This window comes from Candidatus Syntrophocurvum alkaliphilum (assembly GCF_009734445.1).
Lineage (GTDB): Bacteria > Bacillota > Syntrophomonadia > Syntrophomonadales > Syntrophomonadaceae > Syntrophocurvum > Syntrophocurvum alkaliphilum.
This window is the reverse complement of sequence record NZ_CP046457.1, coordinates 1024593-1041744: the sequence shown is the minus strand read 5'-3', so window position 1 is coordinate 1041744 and position 17152 is coordinate 1024593. Positions and strand designations below refer to the sequence as shown.

18 protein-coding genes are annotated in these 17152 nt (G+C 31.0%); all 18 read left to right on the top strand.

Features of this window, described 5'->3' with window-relative positions; all coding sequences use genetic code 11:
* Window positions 1–14: 14 nt before the first annotated feature.
* The 18 genes from thpR to gmk all read left to right on the top strand — a co-directional run bounded on the left by thpR (window position 15) and on the right by gmk (window position 17123).
* Window positions 15–575 carry an RNA 2',3'-cyclic phosphodiesterase gene (thpR, locus tag SYNTR_RS05115; protein ID WP_156203517.1) on the top strand — a complete coding sequence of 187 codons (561 nt, stop codon included), beginning with the start codon at window positions 15–17 and terminating at the stop codon, window positions 573–575.
* Window positions 576–646: 71 nt separating this feature from the next.
* Window positions 647–1675, top strand: a complete 1029-nt coding sequence (gene recA, locus SYNTR_RS05110) for a recombinase RecA (protein ID WP_156203516.1) — start codon at window positions 647–649, stop codon at window positions 1673–1675.
* A gap of 364 nt (window positions 1676–2039) precedes the next feature.
* On the top strand, window positions 2040–3581 hold the full coding sequence (gene rny, locus SYNTR_RS05105) for a ribonuclease Y (RefSeq protein ID WP_156204700.1): 1542 nt from the start codon (window positions 2040–2042) through the stop codon (window positions 3579–3581).
* A 146-nt stretch (window positions 3582–3727) separates the two neighbouring features.
* A complete protein-coding gene (locus SYNTR_RS05100) occupies window positions 3728–4219 on the top strand; it encodes a hypothetical protein (RefSeq protein ID WP_156203515.1) in 492 nt (163 codons plus the stop codon).
* Between the two features lie 15 nt (window positions 4220–4234).
* Window positions 4235–5017, top strand: a complete 783-nt coding sequence (locus SYNTR_RS05095; RefSeq protein WP_156203514.1) for a TIGR00282 family metallophosphoesterase — start codon at window positions 4235–4237, stop codon at window positions 5015–5017.
* Window positions 5018–5138: 121 nt separating this feature from the next.
* The gene (locus tag SYNTR_RS05090) at window positions 5139–5399 is read left to right on the top strand and encodes a stage V sporulation protein S (protein ID WP_156203513.1); all 261 of its coding nucleotides are present in this window, start codon (window positions 5139–5141) and stop codon (window positions 5397–5399) included.
* A gap of 86 nt (window positions 5400–5485) precedes the next feature.
* Window positions 5486–6409 carry a dipeptidase gene (locus SYNTR_RS05085; RefSeq protein ID WP_156203512.1) on the top strand — a complete coding sequence of 308 codons (924 nt, stop codon included), beginning with the start codon at window positions 5486–5488 and terminating at the stop codon, window positions 6407–6409.
* 28 nt (window positions 6410–6437) lie between these two features.
* A complete protein-coding gene (locus SYNTR_RS05080) occupies window positions 6438–7271 on the top strand; it encodes a PHP domain-containing protein (protein WP_156203511.1) in 834 nt (277 codons plus the stop codon).
* A 525-nt stretch (window positions 7272–7796) separates the two neighbouring features.
* Window positions 7797–8183, top strand: coding sequence for a hypothetical protein (locus tag SYNTR_RS05070; RefSeq protein ID WP_156203510.1), 387 nt, complete (start codon window positions 7797–7799; stop codon window positions 8181–8183).
* Window positions 8184–8499: 316 nt separating this feature from the next.
* On the top strand, window positions 8500–9141 hold the full coding sequence (locus SYNTR_RS05065; protein ID WP_156203509.1) for a uracil-DNA glycosylase family protein: 642 nt from the start codon (window positions 8500–8502) through the stop codon (window positions 9139–9141).
* 460 nt (window positions 9142–9601) lie between these two features.
* On the top strand, window positions 9602–9952 hold the full coding sequence (locus SYNTR_RS05060) for a phasin family protein (protein ID WP_156203508.1): 351 nt from the start codon (window positions 9602–9604) through the stop codon (window positions 9950–9952).
* A gap of 90 nt (window positions 9953–10042) precedes the next feature.
* Entirely contained in the window at window positions 10043–10636 is a 594-nt protein-coding gene (locus tag SYNTR_RS05055) for a hypothetical protein (RefSeq protein WP_156203507.1), read from the top strand.
* Window positions 10636–11064: a MaoC family dehydratase gene (locus SYNTR_RS05050; protein WP_156203506.1), complete on the top strand. Its 429-nt coding sequence runs from the start codon at window positions 10636–10638 to the stop codon at window positions 11062–11064. Before SYNTR_RS05055 ends, SYNTR_RS05050 begins: the two co-directional genes overlap by 1 nt.
* Before the next feature lie 30 nt (window positions 11065–11094).
* Window positions 11095–12186 (top strand): class III poly(R)-hydroxyalkanoic acid synthase subunit PhaC, encoded by a 1092-nt coding sequence (phaC, locus tag SYNTR_RS05045; protein ID WP_156203505.1) that lies wholly within the window; start codon window positions 11095–11097, stop codon window positions 12184–12186.
* Window positions 12187–12302: 116 nt separating this feature from the next.
* A complete protein-coding gene (locus tag SYNTR_RS05040; RefSeq protein ID WP_156203504.1) occupies window positions 12303–15020 on the top strand; it encodes a calcium-translocating P-type ATPase, SERCA-type in 2718 nt (905 codons plus the stop codon).
* Between the two features lie 329 nt (window positions 15021–15349).
* The gene (locus tag SYNTR_RS05035) at window positions 15350–16228 is read left to right on the top strand and encodes a YicC/YloC family endoribonuclease (RefSeq protein ID WP_156203503.1); all 879 of its coding nucleotides are present in this window, start codon (window positions 15350–15352) and stop codon (window positions 16226–16228) included.
* 31 nt (window positions 16229–16259) lie between these two features.
* Window positions 16260–16523, top strand: a complete 264-nt coding sequence (gene remA, locus SYNTR_RS05030; RefSeq protein WP_156203502.1) for an extracellular matrix/biofilm regulator RemA — start codon at window positions 16260–16262, stop codon at window positions 16521–16523.
* A 15-nt stretch (window positions 16524–16538) separates the two neighbouring features.
* Window positions 16539–17123 carry a guanylate kinase gene (gmk, locus tag SYNTR_RS05025; RefSeq protein WP_156203501.1) on the top strand — a complete coding sequence of 195 codons (585 nt, stop codon included), beginning with the start codon at window positions 16539–16541 and terminating at the stop codon, window positions 17121–17123.
* The last annotated feature ends 29 nt before the right edge of the window (window positions 17124–17152 follow it).

Here is a 17152-nt window from a genome sequence, read left to right as displayed (position 1 = left end):
GTGGGGATATAATTATGAGGACATTTATTTCTATACCCATACCAAAGACAGTTAAAGACTATGTTTCTAAAGTGAAAACTGAGTTAAATACAGTTGAACCAGATGTCAAATGGGTAGAATATGAAAATTATCACCTAACTGTTAAATTTTTAGGAAATATAAATGAGAATCAATTAAAAGAGATTAAACATAATCTTGTAATAGTTGGAGAAAACTGTCCTAACTTTGATCTAATATTAGATCGAATAGGTTTTTTTCCTAATCATATACGTCCAAGAGTAGTTTGGATTGGATTAAAAGGGGAATTGGACAAAGCGAGTTTTCTTACCAATAGAGTAGATGCATATCTTGGAAATTTAGGATTTGAAACAGAAAGAAACCATCACTTTCATCTTACTTTAGGAAGGATTCGATCAGAAGATAATAAACAAGAGTTCATGAAAAAGTGTAATGCTATGCAAAATAATATTAAAAAATTAAGATTTTCCATTAACGAATTTAAATTAATGGAAAGTAAACTATCTTCTAATGGTCCACAATATTCAGAATTAGGAAGATTTTCATTACTTGGATAAAATTAATTGACAATTTTTATATCCATTATTATACTATAAAAAACGAACATATGTTTGAGGAGGGTGCAACTATGGAAAAAGAAGTTAATAAAGGTAAAGTTGAAGCACTTGATAATACAATTAAGGGTATTGAAAAGCAATTTGGAAAAGGTTCGATAATGAAACTTGGAGATAAAACTGCAATGAATGTAGAAGTGATTTCTACTGGGTGTATATCATTAGATATTGCTCTTGGGGTTGGGGGAGTTCCAAGAGGTAGGGTAGTAGAGGTGTTTGGACCTGAATCATCAGGTAAAACAACTGTAGCATTACATGCTGTAGCTCAAGCTCAGAAAGAAGGAGGTATGGCGGCATTTATTGATGCAGAACATGCCTTAGATCCACTCTATGCCCGCAGATTAGGTGTTGATGTTAAAAATTTATTAGTTGCACAACCTGATAGTGGCGAACAGGCCTTAGAAATTGCAGAAGCCTTAGTAAGGAGTGGTGCTATAGATATAGTAGTAGTTGATTCTGTGGCAGCACTTGTTCCACGAGCAGAACTAGATGGTGAAATGGGAGATGTACATGTAGGCTTACAAGCAAGGTTAATGTCACAGGCTTTACGAAAACTTACAGCTCATATAAGTAAGTCGAAAGCATGTGTCATATTTATAAATCAAATAAGAGAAAAAGTCGGGATAGTCTATGGTAGTCCGGAAACAACTACTGGAGGAAGGGCCTTGAAGTTTTATTCATCAGTTAGGCTAGAAGTAAAAAGAGGGGAAGCTATAAAGCAAGGAACTGAAATGACTGGTAGTAGAACAAGAACAAAAGTAGTAAAAAACAAAGTAGCACCTCCTTTTAGAACTGCAGAATTTGACATAATGTATGGTATTGGAATTTCTAGAGAAGGTGATTTATTAGATATTGGTGCAGAGTTAAATATTATTCAAAAAAGTGGTTCTTGGTACTCATATGAAGGTGAACGTTTAGGGCAAGGTAGAGAAAATGCTAAAGAATACATAAAAAACAATCCAGAGTTTTACTCAACACTAGAAAACAAAGTTAAAGAAAAAATGTTAGCATTAAATGAAGAAGACACTACAGAGGAAGCTTGACACCAACCTAGAAACTTACTAAAATCTAAATAAGGTCCCTGACAAGAAGTATCACCTAATAAAAACTTAACCATATAGATAGACTACTTGTTGATTATAGATATTTAAATTTATATTAAACATATATTTATAAATAAAATAAAAAGTGGTAAACAATATTACTTGTATAATAATAGTGTCTGTTTAGGTTGAGAATAGAATAATATTATAATATTTATTATTGATAAGTTATTATAAGTATTATTAATACAAATTTTGGTGATATACTTCTTTCAAACCGAGGAAACTCGGTTTTTTTATTTTTAAATAAGTGTTTAAAATCTAATGAAATTAAAAACACATAAAATTAAAGGAGGTGAACATAATAACGACATTAGTTAGTTTTTTAGTAATAACACTATCTCTTGCTGTCGGATTGGTTGCTGGCTATTATGGTAGAAGATTTATTGCGGAAAGTCGTATTGGAGCTGCAGAAGAAGAATCTGAAAGAATTTTAGATGAAGCTGCAAAAGAAGCTGAAGCTAAGAAAAAAGAGCTACTGCTAGAAGCAAAAGATGAAATTCATCGTAATAGACAAGAATCTGAAAAAGATTTAAGAGAACGGCGGCGAGAATTAGATAGAATAGAACGTAGAATAATCCAAAAGGAAGAAACTCTTGATAAAAAATCAGAAAATATAGAACGTAAGGAAAACAGTTTAAATGAGAAAGAAAAAGAAATAGAAAAAACTCAAAATGATTTACAAATGGTCCTTACGCAACAACTTAAAGAGCTCGAACGTCTTTCAGGATTAAGCTTTGAAGAAGCCAAAGAATTACTTCTTGAAAATGTAGAGCAACAAATAAGACAGGAAACTGCGTTAATGATAAAGAACATTGAAGCAGAGGCTAAAGAAGAAGGAGACAGAAGAGCTAAAAATATTGTATCTTTAGCAATACAAAAATGTGCAGCAGATGTTGTTTCTGAAACTACAGTTTCAGTAGTTGCATTACCTAATGATGAAATGAAAGGTAGAATAATTGGGCGTGAAGGTAGGAATATACGCACTTTTGAAACCTTAACCGGAGTGGACTTAATCATTGATGACACTCCAGAGGCTGTAATATTATCTTCATTTGATCCTATACGTCGTGAAATTTCACGAGTTGCATTGGAATATTTGGTATCTGATGGTCGAATCCATCCTGCTAGAATAGAAGAAATGGTAGAAAAAGCGCAAAAAGAAATCGAACAAGAGATACGGGATGTTGGAGAGCAAGCAGCATTTGAAGTGGGAGTTCATGGATTGCATCCTGAGTTAATAAGATTACTTGGAAGGCTAAAATATAGGACGAGCTATGGTCAAAATGTTCTTAAGCATTCTGTTGAAGTAGCTCATCTTACAGGTATTATGGCTGCGGAACTTGAAGTTGATATACAACTTGCTAAAAGAGCTGGTTTGTTACATGATATTGGTAAATCTGTAGATCATGAGGTTGTTGGCCCACATGTAGAAATTGGTGTAGATTTAGCTAAGAAACATCGTGAAGGCCAAGGTGTAATACATGCTATAGCAGCACATCATGGTGATATTGAACCTGAAAGCATAGAGGCTGTATTAGTTCAAGCTGCTGATGCTATTTCAGCATCACGACCAGGTGCTAGAAGAGAAACTCTTGAAACTTATATTAAACGACTTGAAAAATTAGAAGGATTAGCAGATTCCTTTGATGGGGTAGAAAAGTCCTTTGCAATTCAAGCAGGTAGAGAAGTGAGAATAATAGTTAAACCGGATAGTATTGATGATTTACAATCTATTGTTCTTTCTAAGGATATAGCAGCTGAAATAGAACAGGAACTTGATTATCCAGGACAAATTAAAGTTGTGGTTATTAGAGAAACAAGATCAGTAGAATATGCAAAGTAAATTAAAATAATAATTAAAACCAAGGCACAGACTAGTACTCTGTGCCTTTTTAAAATTACAATATTTTAACAGTGTATAATAGAAGGAATTAGCTAGGTACAAGACGAAGAAAGTTTAAGATGTATTAAAAAGGGGAAGGATTGTAAATGACAAATACTAATGGTTTAGATATGTTCATATCTATTTCTGTGCAATTTTCTGAGTTTAGTTCAATAAAATATGAGGCAGATAACAATATTATTAAGTTAGAACTTGCTTTAGAGGGTGTTTTAGAGGAAGAGGGTAAACAAGAATTTATAACAAATATAAATAAATGCTTAGATTGTTTACATAAACTAAGAAATAGTAATCCCCAAATAAGCAAACTAACTTTTGAAGATTTACCTGGTATTACCTTAATTTCTTTTTATAGAGATGCAGAAACACTTACTGAAGAAGAACTGCATCTTTTTACTACAATGTTAAAAGAATCATTTAATTCTCTAATAATAAGAGAAGAAGAAAATATGCTTTCATTAGAATATTATAAAAAAGAAATTAAAAAGAGCTTATTGAAAAAAATAAACAAGACAAATACACCTTCAAATAATTTTTTTGCTTATCGAGAGGAAGGAAGGGTATTTGTTTTTAACAAATAGTGGGGGTTATAAAAATTGAATATATTATTTATAGGGGATATAGTAGGTAAACCAGGTAGATTAGCAATTAAAGAACTACTAAATAAGATACAAAAAGAATATAATATAATGTTTACTATTGCTAATGCTGAAAATGCTGCTGGAGGTAGAGGACTAACCAAAGATGTAATGCATGAAATACTAGGTGCTGGAATAGATGTTTTAACTATGGGTAACCATGTTTGGGATAACAAAGATATATATAACTTTATTGATGATGAGCATAGATTAATACGGCCAATAAATTATCCTGGAGACTGCCCTGGTCAAGGTTATCATACTTACATTGGTGGTTTTAACACAAGAATAGCTATTATAAATGCTTCCGGTAGAGTATTTATGAATGATTTAGATTGTCCTTTTAAAGCAGTTGAAGAAATATTAGAAGATATAGAAAAAAAAGCTGATCTAATTATCTTAGACTTCCATGCTGAAGCAACTTCAGAAAAATTAGCTATTGCACATTATTTCGATGGTAAAATTAATGCAATATTGGGTACACACACTCATATTCAAACTGCTGATGAGACTATTTTGCCTAAAGGAACTGCATACATAACTGATTTAGGAATGACAGGAGCAGTTGATTCTATATTAGGAATGAAAAAGGATATAATAATACAAAAGTTTGTTACACAAAGGCCAATTAGATTTGAAGTTGAAACTAAAGGCAAAGTTCAACTACAAGGCGTAATAATGGACTATGATGAAAACTTAAATAAAATAAAAACTATAGAAAGAATATCACTTATTAACTAAAATTAGAATATTTAACCAAATACTTAGTTTAAAGCAGGAATTACTTATAAGTTTTAGAATATACTTCTATATGAGAGCAACCTATCTAAGATTTAAATTAACAATGAGGAGGGTTTATTTGATGGAAGTATTAAAGGTTTCAGCTAAGTCCAGTCCAAATTCTGTTGCAGGTGCACTTGCAGGTGTTTTAAGAGAGAAGGGAGCTGCAGAAATTCAAGCAATTGGTGCTGGTGCAATTAATCAAGCTATTAAAGCAATTGCCATTGCAAGGGGATTTGTTGCTCCAAGTGGTATGGATTTAATATGCATACCTGCATTTACAGATATAATGATTGATGGAGAAGAAAGAACCGCAATAAAATTAATTGTAGAACCAAGATAATAATTTTAATTTAAATTACTCAATACGCTATACGTTATAAAACCTGCTAATTATAGCAGGTTTTTTATTTCAAAAGGAGGACAACTATGCATATAGTTGACTTACATTGTGACACAATATCAGAAATATATAATCAGGGTTTAAGTTTATACAAAAACAACTTACATTTTGACTTAGAAAGAGCCAAAAGAGCAAATATTTATTTGCAATTTTTTGCCTTATTTAGCAACCCAACTAATCAAGAATCTATTTTAAGAGATATATTTAAGCAGGTTGATAAATTTTATTATGAAATTGATTTAAATAAACAACATATTTATCATGTATTAAAATATGAAGATATTATTATAGCTAATAAAAATAATAAATTAAGCTGTATTCTTCATCTTGAAGGTGCTGAAGTCATACAGAATGATATAGAAATTTTAAGAATTTTATACCGATTAGGGTTAAGAAGTTTAGGTTTAACATGGAATAACAGAAATTTACTTGCAGATGGAGTAGGGGAAGGAATAGGAGCAGCAGGTATTAGCTCTTTTGGAAAAATTATAATAAGAACTCTTGAGGAGCTTGGGATTATATTAGATTTAGCTCATATATCAGAACCTTCCTTTTATCAAGCACTTGAATTATACAACAAACCAGTTATGGTTACACATGCAAATGCTGCTTCTTTATGTAACCTTCCACGTAACCTAAAAGATCATCAATTAAAAGCATTAGCTGATAATGGTGGAGTTATTGGTGTAAATCAAGTAAAATTTTTTATTAAAGAAAGTAATCCCACAATAAACGATATGATTGATCATATTGTTTATATATCGGAATTAATAGGACCTGACTATATAGCATTAGGATCTGATTTTGATGGTGCTGATAAAATGGTAATTAATAATGTTGAGCAATATAGTTTGATTCCAGAACTTCTTCAAAAACGAGGGTTTTCATTACAAGAAATACAAAACATAATTAGGGGAAATGCACTTAGAGTTATAAAACAAATAATATAGATTTTTAACAGGACAGGAGAAAATTATTATGTATTATGATTTGCATATTCATACTACTGCTTCTGATGGAATGTTTTCACCAGAGCAAATAATTAAATATTCTATAGAATTTGGGCTTTTTGGAATTGCCATCACCGATCATGATACAATTGATGGATTAGAACCAGCATTAAACTATAACTCATCTACTGGATCTAAGTTAAAGTTTATACCTGGTATTGAATTGAATACAGAATTAAATGATATCGAGGTTCACATTTTAGGTTATTTTATAGACTATAAAAATCAGGCTTTAAAAAATAGATTACAAGAGGTTCGAGAATGTCGTTATGAAAGAGCTCAAAAAATGATAAATAAATTACGAAGCATGGGTTTTCAGATTACTTTTGATTACGTTAAACAATTAGCTCAAGGTGATTTAATAGGAAGACCACATGTTGCACAAGCATTGATGGCCAAAGGTTACGTTTTTTCATTAAAAGAAGCTTTTGATAAATATATAAGTAAAGGAAGAGCGGCATATGTTCCTAGATATAAATTTACACCTAATGAGGCTATAAATCTCATTAAACAAGCTGGAGGTATTAGTGTTTTAGCCCATCCAGGATTAATCAAAGATCAAAGACTAATAAACGAAGTTGTTGATATGGGAGTAGAAGGTATTGAAGCATACTATCCAGAGCATTCGGATAGTCAAATAAATAGATTTTTAAGCTTTAGTAGTGAAAAAAAACTTTATGTTACTGGTGGTTCGGACTTTCATGGAACTAGTGGCGATGAATCTAGAGGTAGACTAGGATGTATAGGAGTTAGTTATGATTTAGTAAAAAAACTATATGAACATAAAGGAAGCATTAGTTAAAGAGCTAGAAAAATAATATTTACAAATAAACAGATGATTCTGCTGCAAAAAGTAACTACAACAAGCTTAAGGCTGAGCAAACATGTTTATCTAAGTCCGAATAGCAAGGCGTGGTGCATAGATCACAGCTAAGTATAAATAAAAAATCATTTTAGATAATAAGTGCTAAGCTAAAATCGAGGTAAAGACCGATGAGTGGCGTGATAAACATGTTTGCTCAGCCGATTCCATACTCTAAGTTTAGCTTTTTGCAGTGGAATCAACAGATATAATAATACAAAAAATAAAAAAATATAAATAAAAAGGACAAAATTCTATCTTCTAGAATAGTTATAGTATAAAAACTATTGCTTTTTAGAAATAATTCATAAGTAATTAATCATGTAGGTATTTATGTAGGAGATAATATATTTATACATTCAAGTTCTCTAGAAGTGGTGGTGTTATATATTCGTCATTAAGTGAGAATTATTATGCAAATTTATTTATAGGAGCTAAAGAATAATAAGAATGGAGGATTAACTAATGGAAGAAAAAATTGTCCCCCTTATTTCTACAGTTTACGAAAGTCAAGATTGGAAAGAACTAGAACAAAAAGAAAATGAAATAGGACCTGAAAAATTACTAGATGAAATAATAAATAAAAAAGTTTGGACAAATAGTGAAATTTTATGGATTATAAGGCGAATGATATTTTATTATGGAAAAAAAGATGAAATTCTAAAAAACGCCCCAGTAGATAGGATTTTCACAAATATGGTAGATGTATTAAGAGCATTTTATATTCTTCTTGATAGATTAGACCCAGAAGTAGATGATAATTTACGAAGTTATGTTTGTGCTAAACTATCAGATGCAACTTGGGGTATAAACGATAACACACGTAGCTATCTTTATAAAATGAAAAAATAAAACCGCCATGTGCGGTTTTATTATGTTTTATCAGGACAATATTTTTGGTTACACAGATTTATATGCTATATATTCTAGTTATTTAGAGGCGGAAAATGAACTTTCCGCTATTTTTATTACTTACATATTATTTTGCTGCAAGAAGTACTACAAAAAACAGTCTGAACTAACATGTTTATATTTAGTTTTTAAAACAAAAAGCTGTATAAAAGAAAAAAAGGATTTAACATTAAAACAGGAGGATTTAAATGTTTGACTGTCGAATTATAGAAAATTATAAAGACATTTTAACATTTCCGTACTAACAGGAGGGAGTATGACTAATAGTTCTAGAGAAAAGAAGATAAAATTAATAATTGATATGGAAGAAAGAATAAATAACTGTATGCGATGCAAAAAACTATTAAAATGTAGAAGAAAATCATCTTTAGGTAAAGGCGATCTTGAGCCTGAGATGATGCTTATTTTTGAAGCAGAAAACAATTTTAATCAAGATTTAGATAATGTTATAAAATTAAGGAATCACATAAAAAAAGGGTTAAGTATACATAAGATTTACCATAGTTTTATGGTTAGATGCCAACCTAAAGCATGTACTAGAGCTAGTGATAGTAACTTATATGGTCAAAGCTATTTATTGGACAATGATAATAATTGTAAGCTAACTGCTAGGAGATGTGATGGTATTGCTGTGCATCCAACTGATGAAGAAATAATATCTTGTTTGCCATTTATTATTGAAGAGATAGAGATTTTACAACCTCAATATATAATATTATTTGGAAATCGAGTTACAGATTTTATTTTAAAATCTTATGGCATCTATGATAACATAGAAATTGGGAAAAAATATAACTATGGTAAAAGTATATTATATTCTGCTAGTGATGAAGAAATATTTTTTAATGAATTACTTAAAAACGATGCTGAAACTTTAGCTTCTATATCTTCCGAATAATACACATTAATATCCTTCGCTTAACAATTTTACACATCAAAAATATTTTTAAATAAAAATATCTAATATCAAATCTTTTATTATAGAAATTTAAAATTATGTGTTAATTTAACAAAGATAATGCAATAATTTTAAATTAAATGTAAAAAAAAGACATAATTTTATGTCACAACCCAACAATTATTTTTCAAATCTTTTTATAAAATAAAGAACATATTTATTAATAATTGAATATATATTAGAGGTGGTTTTACAAGGGGGGTGTAAATACCTTAAAAAAATACCATATATTACCTAGTTGCCCTTGATGCTTTTTTATTTTTCATATTATAATTATGTTAAATAGTATTATAAAGATTATTTAACTTATATTTAAATAATTAAGTATTAAAGGAGGTGAGGCTAGGAGTCGATTCGGTTGCGGTTATGATATATTTGAAAAAAGAAAGGTTGGGATTAAATGAGTTTAAAAGAAAATTTTGAGAAATCATTTACAGTTTCAGATAGTGCTGCAGAAAAAATGTGGGACATGTGGTTAGTGTCATTAGGTAGTTTATCATGGACACAAGATCAGTTAGAAAGCATGTTAAATAAGTATGTTGAACAAAGAAAAATTGCAAGAGAAGAAAGCACAAAAATTATAGAAGAATTAATGGGTCAAACTAAGAAAAATCAACAGCAAATGCAAAAACTATTCCAAGATGCCGTAATACAGGCGCTTGAAAATGCTAACATACCCACAACTAATAACATACAAGATTTGAATAAAAAAGTAGATGAGTTATCTGCGAAGGTAGATAAATTGAAATAAAAATTAGTCTTTCAATCTGCGGTTATGGTTTAGTTGCCATAATCCGCAGATAATTAGTTTATACAGAGAATACCGAAGGGAGTGTAGGCAGTGTCTGCAGATGAAAAAAAGAATTTTGAGGAAGAAAAAAATGAAGAATACATGAAAATTCCCGATATGGTAGAACTGTGGAAGGAAATGTATTTCAAAAATGAAGAGGCTTGGGCAAATTCAGCTAAACAAGCAATGGCAACCCAAACTTTTTTAGAGATGCTTACACAGATGCGTAATCAATATTTATCATATGAAAAAGTAAACAGACAGAATTTAGATAAGTATTTTGAGTCTAGTCCTATTCCTTCAAAAAAAGATATAGCTAGAGTTGCTGAATTAGTAATTGCACTTGAGGAAAAGATTGATGATATAGATATGCAATTTTCAAATAATATAAATTTACTTACTGATAACTTAATTAAATTAGTTGATTATCAAGATAGCTTAAAAAATGAAATTAATTCAGTAAAATCTGATGTTGATAGCTTGAAGACTAAACTTGATAATATGAATAAAAAGCTCAATACCTTGACAAAAACATTTAAAGAGAATACAGGTGAAACTCAAAGCCAAAGTACAAAAACTAAAAAAACAAAACAATCTGAAAATATCAAGGAAGAAAGTGTTAGCAAGGAAGAAGGTGAGGCTTAATGATAGAAAACACATATGATGAACTGAAAGTAGGAGATAAGAGTTTTATAGAAAAAACTATTACTGAGACTGATGTATATATGTATGCTGGTATTACAGGAGATTTAAGTTGGCTTCATGTTAATGAAAAGAGAGCCCAAAAAGGTCATTTCAAGACTCGTATAGTTCATGGAATGCTACTAGCAGGTTTTATCTCGAATGTTATAGGAAATTATTTGCCAGGAGCAGGAACGATATATCAAAGCCAAACTTTAAATTTTCTAAAGCCTTGCTTTATGAATGATACTATAAGGGCTCAAGTTGAAATAATTGAAAAACTTGGAAAAGGAAGAATAAAGCTTAAAACAGCCTGTTTAAATCAAAATGATGAAGTGATTTTGGATGGAGAAGCAATAGTTATCCCGCCCAGAACAAAAACAACGGATTAAAAATGATACTAATTATGGGAGGGAGATAAAATGAAAAAAAATATGTTTTTAAGTGGTTCGGCATCTGAAGTAGGAGAAAAATTGCAATCAAATTATGATCGAATGCTAGAAAGTACGCATCAATGGGCTGAAATGTTAGCTTTTGAACCTGACCCGCAAACAGGTATGACACCCAAAGACATAGTTTGGAGAAAGAATAAAGCTAAATTATACAGGTATGTAACTCCAAATGGAGTAAAACATAAAAAGCCAATCCTTATGGTGTATGCCTTGATTAACAAAGCATACATTTTAGACTTAACTCCTGGGATGAGTTTAGTTGAGCACTTAGTTGAGCAGGGCTTTGACGTATATCTTCTTGATTGGGGAGATTTCTATTGGGAAGATAGGAATATGACTTATGCAGATATTGTTTTTGACTATGTTGCTCGAGCTGTCAAAAAAGTATGTCAGTTTTCAAATACTGATGAATTATCAGTTTTAGGATATTGTATGGGCGGAACAATATCAACAATGTATGCTTCATTATTCCCATCACCAAAAATAAGTAATTTAATTTTTCTAGCAGCACCGATTGATTTTGAAGATGGAGGACTTTCATCTGTTTGGATAAATGGTGAAGGTTTTGATGCTGATAAAATAACAGATACATTCGAGTTAATTCCTAGAACATTTATAGATAATGGAGTGAAATTATTAAATCCAGTTAATAATTATTTGGGTACTTATACTCGCTTATGGAAAATGATAGATGAGGATTTACCGGTTAAATCATGGAAAGTACTTAATAAATGGGTAAATGATAATACCAATTTCCCTGGGGAAGCTTATCGCCAATGGATTAAAGATTTTTACCAAGAAAATAAATTAATAAAAAATGAAGTTGTTTTAAGAGGTCATAGAGTTGATTTGAATAATATAAATAGCTCATTACTTATTTTAAGTGGAGAAAAAGATCATTTAGTACTACCTCATCAAACTAAGGCTGCAATAGATTACATTCCATCTGATGATAAAACTTATCTAGAATATCCCATTGGACATGGAGGCTTAGTATTTGGTGGTGTGGCGAAAAAACAAGTATATCCGACAATTTCAAATTGGTTAAAAGAAAGATCCTAAAATAAAAAAGGAAATAGTTAACAGTTAATAAGGGAGAGGCTTTAGCCTGTCCCTTGTTCTTTTATGTGCCTTCATTGAATAAGAATTGTCAAAAAGGTTTAGTGGAGGCTAAATTAATGAATAAAACATCATGGTGGCAAAAATCTATTGCAGATACTTTTAAATTGGTAAAAAGTGAACCTGGTTATGGTTTAAGTAGTAAAGAAGTAGAAAAACGTAAAGAGCAATATAGAAATGTATTAGAAGAAGGAACCAAAAAGAATCCAGTGCTAATGTTTTTAAATCAATTTACTGAAACTATGGTTATAGTGTTATTAGCAGCTACTGTAATATCAGGCATAATCGGCGCTATGATTGATGCAATAACTATAATGGCAATAGTTATAATTAATGCTGTTTTAGGTTTTGTTCAAGAATATAGGGCAGAAAAATCTCTAGATGAAATTAAAAAACTAGCATCACCATATGCAAATGTACTTAGAGCGGGTAAAAGAGTAAAAATCCCTGCTGAAGATTTAGTGCCGGGTGATATAGTATTTTTGGAAGCTGGTGATAAAATTCCAGCAGATTTACGGTTAATACAAAGTTATAGTTTAGAAATAGAAGAATCTGCTTTAACGGGTGAATCAGTACCAGTTGAAAAATCTGCACAGGCAAATTTGGAAAAAGATGTATCAATAGCCGATCAGAGAAACATGGCTTTTATGGGCACTTCAATAACCAGGGGTAATGGGCAAGGTGTAGTTATTGCTACTGGTATGCAAACTGTAATGGGAGAGATAGCAAGTTTAATAAAAGAATCTCAAGAAGCACAAACACCTCTGCAGCAACGTTTAGACCAATTAGGAAAAATCCTTATAATAATATGTCTGGTTGTATGTGCTATGGTTACAGCCATGGGCATATATAGAGGCGAAGATACTTTAACCATGTTCATGGCGGGAGTTAGTCTTGCAGTTGCTGCAATACCTGAGGGATTACCAGCTATTGTGACAGTAGTTCTAGCTCTTGGGGTTCAGAGAATGTCTAAAAGAAATGCAATAGTAAGGAAATTGCCTGCTGTTGAAACACTTGGTTGTACCACAGTAATATGTTCAGATAAAACCGGTACTCTAACTCAAAATCAAATGACAGTTAAACGTTTAGCAATCTTTGATAAAACATTAGATATTGAAGGGGAAGGGTATAATAAATCAGGTAGTTTTTTTTCAGCTGAAGGGAAGTTCAATCCTAAAAAAGATCCTGTATTTAATAAAATATTGGAGGTAGCATTAAATTGTAACAATGCTGCTATAGCTGATTCAAAAAGAAAAATAGAAATCCAGGGTGACCCAACTGAGGCGGCACTTTTAGTCTTGGCTATGAAAGGTGGTCTTGAGGAACGCTTTGAAAAAATTAGAGAAATTCCTTTTGATTCAGAACGTAAAAAGATGAGTGTTATCGTAAAAAAAGGCAACCATTATTACATAATGGTAAAGGGTGCATTAGATGTTTTGATGTCATCCTGTTCACAAGTGGTAAAAGAAGGTAATGATACTAAGCTTAATGAGAATAATAGTAAATATTTTTTAGATTTGCAAGAAAAATGGGCATCAAACGCGCTAAGAGTTCTAGCATTTGCTTATAAAAAGATAGATTCTAAAGATATACATAAAATTAGTGATAATGAATTAGAATCTGATTTAACTTTACTTGGTATAGCAGGGATGATTGATCCTCCTAGACCAAATGTTGATGAATCAGTTAATCAATGTTTAGATGCAGGCGTAGTTCCTATTATGATTACAGGAGATCATCCCATTACTGCACTTGCAATAGCTAAACAAATAGGGATAACTAATGATAATGATGAAGTTGTTACTGGTGGTGACATAGATAATTTAAATGACAAGGCTCTTTATAGAAAGGCTATGTCAACAAGAGTTTTTGCTAGAGTGTCTCCACAACACAAAAACCGTATTGTTAAAGTTTTACAGGAACGTAGGCAGGTTGTAGCAATGACTGGTGATGGTGTAAATGATGCTCCAGCAGTAAAATCAGCTGACATTGGAGTTGCCATGGCTATTAGTGGTACAGAGGTAACTAAAGAAGCTTCCTCTATGGTATTAGCTGATGATAACTTTTCAACTATTGTAGTTGCTGTACATGAAGGAAGATCAATATATGATAATATTAGAAAATTTATTAGATATTTACTAGGATGTAACATAGGAGAAGTACTAGTAATGTTTTTAGCGGCCTTATTAGCTATGCCACTTCCCCTTTTACCTATACAAATTTTGTGGGTAAATCTTGTTACTGATGGTTTACCAGCAATGGCATTAGGATTAGAACCAGCAGAACCTGGGGTTATGAAAAGAAAACCACGGTCTAAAGATGAAGGCATTTTTTCTAATGGATTAGGAAAGATCATTTTATTGCGTGGAATATTTATTGCTATAATAACTCTAACAGCCTTTACTGTGGGTTTGGCTTATTCTCAAATGCATGGTATTGATAATTTAGATCTAGCAAGAACTATGGCATTTACAACATTGGTTTTTGCTCAGTTATTCTATGTATTTGAGTGTCGTTCGGAAAAATTTTCGCCTTTTGAGCTAGGATTTTTTAAGAATAAGTTTTTAGTTATAGCAGTGTCTTTATCTGTTATGATGCATTTAACTGTAATATACTATACACCATTACAAGAAATATTTAGAACTGTTCCGCTAGATTGGTGGCATTGGGGTATAATAATTATTTTATCTGGTTTACAATTTATATTTAGATTATTAACTTATATAATTCAAAGAGTTTTCATAAATAGAAATATATATGCTAAAATAAGACTTTAAGAGAGAATTTTAACTTAAACGAGTATATTTGCTACTTAATAAATAAAAAATATAATTTTGATTCTGCTGCAAAAAATAACTACAAAGAACTTGAGGCTGAGCAAAAATGTTTATCTAAGTGCTTAAGTAGCAAGGCGTGGTGCATGGATCACGGCTAAGTATAAATAAATTTTACTTTAGATAATAAGTGCTAAGCAAAAATGAAGATAAAGACCGATGAGCGGCGTGATAAACATGTTTGCTCAGTCGATTCCATAGCCTAAGTTTAGCTTTTCGCAGTAAAACCAATTTTTTATTTAAAATAATTATTTAAAGAAAGGTTGAAATATATGATTAGAAGCATGACAGGATTTGGGCGGGGTGAAATTATAGATCAGGGATACCAAATAAGCTGTGAACTAAAAGGTGTTAACCATAGATACTTTGATATGTATCTGAGAATGTCAAGAAGATATAATATCTTAGAAGATAAAATTAAAGAAAAAGTAAAAGGTTATGTAAATAGAGGCCGCATAGAATTAAATGTTACTATTGAAAAAACAGATGATTCTGCTAGAAGTATACTTGTTGACAAAAAATTGGCTTTAGCTTATTATAAGTCATTGGAAGAACTAGCAAAAACACTAGATATTTCATCAGAATTGAAGATAATTGATATATATCGCTTGCCAGATGTATATAGTCTGCAAGACAAAGAAGAAGACCTAGATTTAGTTTGGGAAGTAATGCAAAAAGCTCTTGAGCAAGCTTTAGTTAGCTTAAATGAAATGCGAACTGAGGAAGGAAAAAATCTTGCGTATGATATAAAAGAACGTAACGAACAGATTATACAACTTGTTGACCAACTTGAAAAAAGAGCTCCAGATGTGATTAAAACACATGAAGAAAGAATAATAAATCGAATTAAAGAATTAATTCCACAAGAGGAAATTGATGAAAACAGAATTATTCAAGAGATTGCTTTATATTCTGATAAAGTAAATATTGATGAAGAAATAGTAAGACTTAAAAGTCATGCAAAGCAATTTAATGAATTAACTTTTAGCACTGGTGCGGTTGGTAGAAAGTGTGATTTTCTTTTACAAGAAATGTTTAGAGAAATAAATACAATATCATCTAAAGCTAATGATTATGAAATGAGTAAAGTGGTAGTTGAAGTTAAATCTGAACTAGAAAAAATTAGGGAACAAGTACAAAATATTGAATAGGTAGGAGGTGAGCCGGAAAAATCCGGGATATATGCATATAAAATTAGTAAACATAGGATTTGGAAATATTGTTGCAGCTAATAGAATAGTTTCTATAGTTAGTCCAGAAAGTGCACCAATAAAGCGTATAATTCAAGAAGCAAGAGAAAAAGGTATATTAATAGATGCTACTTATGGTCGTAGGACTAGAGCGGTTATAATTGTTGATAGTGGACATGTTGTTCTTTCTGCGGTACAACCTGAGACAGTTGCTAATCGCTTAACTTCTAAAGATAATATAAATGAAGATGGATAGCGGAAAGGTGGCACTATGAACAGAAAGGGTATTTTGTTCGTAATATCTGGACCATCTGGGGTAGGTAAAGGTACAATAAAAAGTGCTCTTTTAAAAGAAACAAAAGATATTCACTTATCTATATCAGCTACAACAAGATTACCTAGAGAAGGCGAAATAGATGGTAAAGATTATTATTTTATAGGAAAAAATAAATTTCAAAAAATGATTGATAATAATGATTTTCTTGAATGGGCAAAAGTATATAAAAATCTATATGGAACTCCATTGAAAAATGTGAAGGAAAAATTAAAAAATGGACAAGATGTTTTATTAGAAATAGATATACAAGGAGCTCTTCAAGTTAAATCTAAATACCCACAAGGTGTTTATATTTTTATTTCTCCACCAAGTATAGAAGAATTAGTTTCTCGTCTTTGTACTAGAGGACAGGATAGTCAAGAAAGTATAAGCATTAGATTAGCCAACTGCAAAGAGGAAATGGAACATATGAAATATTATAATTATGTTGTAATCAATGATAATTTAAATGAAGCAGTCAAAAAAGCAAAAGCTATCATTGTAGCAGAAAGGTGTAAAATAGATAATTTTACTGCATAGAGGTGATAAAATTGATCCCACCATCCACA

Bases quoted from the DNA above. Each gene is read 5' to 3' on its own strand.
- thpR (WP_156203517.1), top strand. From the start codon at position 15: ATGAGGACATTTATTTCTATACCCATACCAAAGACAGTTAAAGACTAT.
- recA (WP_156203516.1), top strand. From the start codon at position 647: ATGGAAAAAGAAGTTAATAAAGGTAAAGTTGAAGCACTTGATAATACA.
- SYNTR_RS05100 (WP_156203515.1), top strand. From the start codon at position 3,728: ATGACAAATACTAATGGTTTAGATATGTTCATATCTATTTCTGTGCAA.
- SYNTR_RS05090 (WP_156203513.1), top strand. From the start codon at position 5,139: ATGGAAGTATTAAAGGTTTCAGCTAAGTCCAGTCCAAATTCTGTTGCA.
- SYNTR_RS05085 (WP_156203512.1), top strand. From the start codon at position 5,486: ATGCATATAGTTGACTTACATTGTGACACAATATCAGAAATATATAAT.
- SYNTR_RS05080 (WP_156203511.1), top strand. From the start codon at position 6,438: ATGTATTATGATTTGCATATTCATACTACTGCTTCTGATGGAATGTTT.
- SYNTR_RS05070 (WP_156203510.1), top strand. From the start codon at position 7,797: ATGGAAGAAAAAATTGTCCCCCTTATTTCTACAGTTTACGAAAGTCAA.
- SYNTR_RS05065 (WP_156203509.1), top strand. From the start codon at position 8,500: ATGACTAATAGTTCTAGAGAAAAGAAGATAAAATTAATAATTGATATG.
- SYNTR_RS05060 (WP_156203508.1), top strand. From the start codon at position 9,602: ATGAGTTTAAAAGAAAATTTTGAGAAATCATTTACAGTTTCAGATAGT.
- SYNTR_RS05050 (WP_156203506.1), top strand. From the start codon at position 10,636: ATGATAGAAAACACATATGATGAACTGAAAGTAGGAGATAAGAGTTTT.
- phaC (WP_156203505.1), top strand. From the start codon at position 11,095: ATGAAAAAAAATATGTTTTTAAGTGGTTCGGCATCTGAAGTAGGAGAA.
- SYNTR_RS05040 (WP_156203504.1), top strand. From the start codon at position 12,303: ATGAATAAAACATCATGGTGGCAAAAATCTATTGCAGATACTTTTAAA.
- SYNTR_RS05035 (WP_156203503.1), top strand. From the start codon at position 15,350: ATGATTAGAAGCATGACAGGATTTGGGCGGGGTGAAATTATAGATCAG.
- remA (WP_156203502.1), top strand. From the start codon at position 16,260: ATGCATATAAAATTAGTAAACATAGGATTTGGAAATATTGTTGCAGCT.
- gmk (WP_156203501.1), top strand. From the start codon at position 16,539: ATGAACAGAAAGGGTATTTTGTTCGTAATATCTGGACCATCTGGGGTA.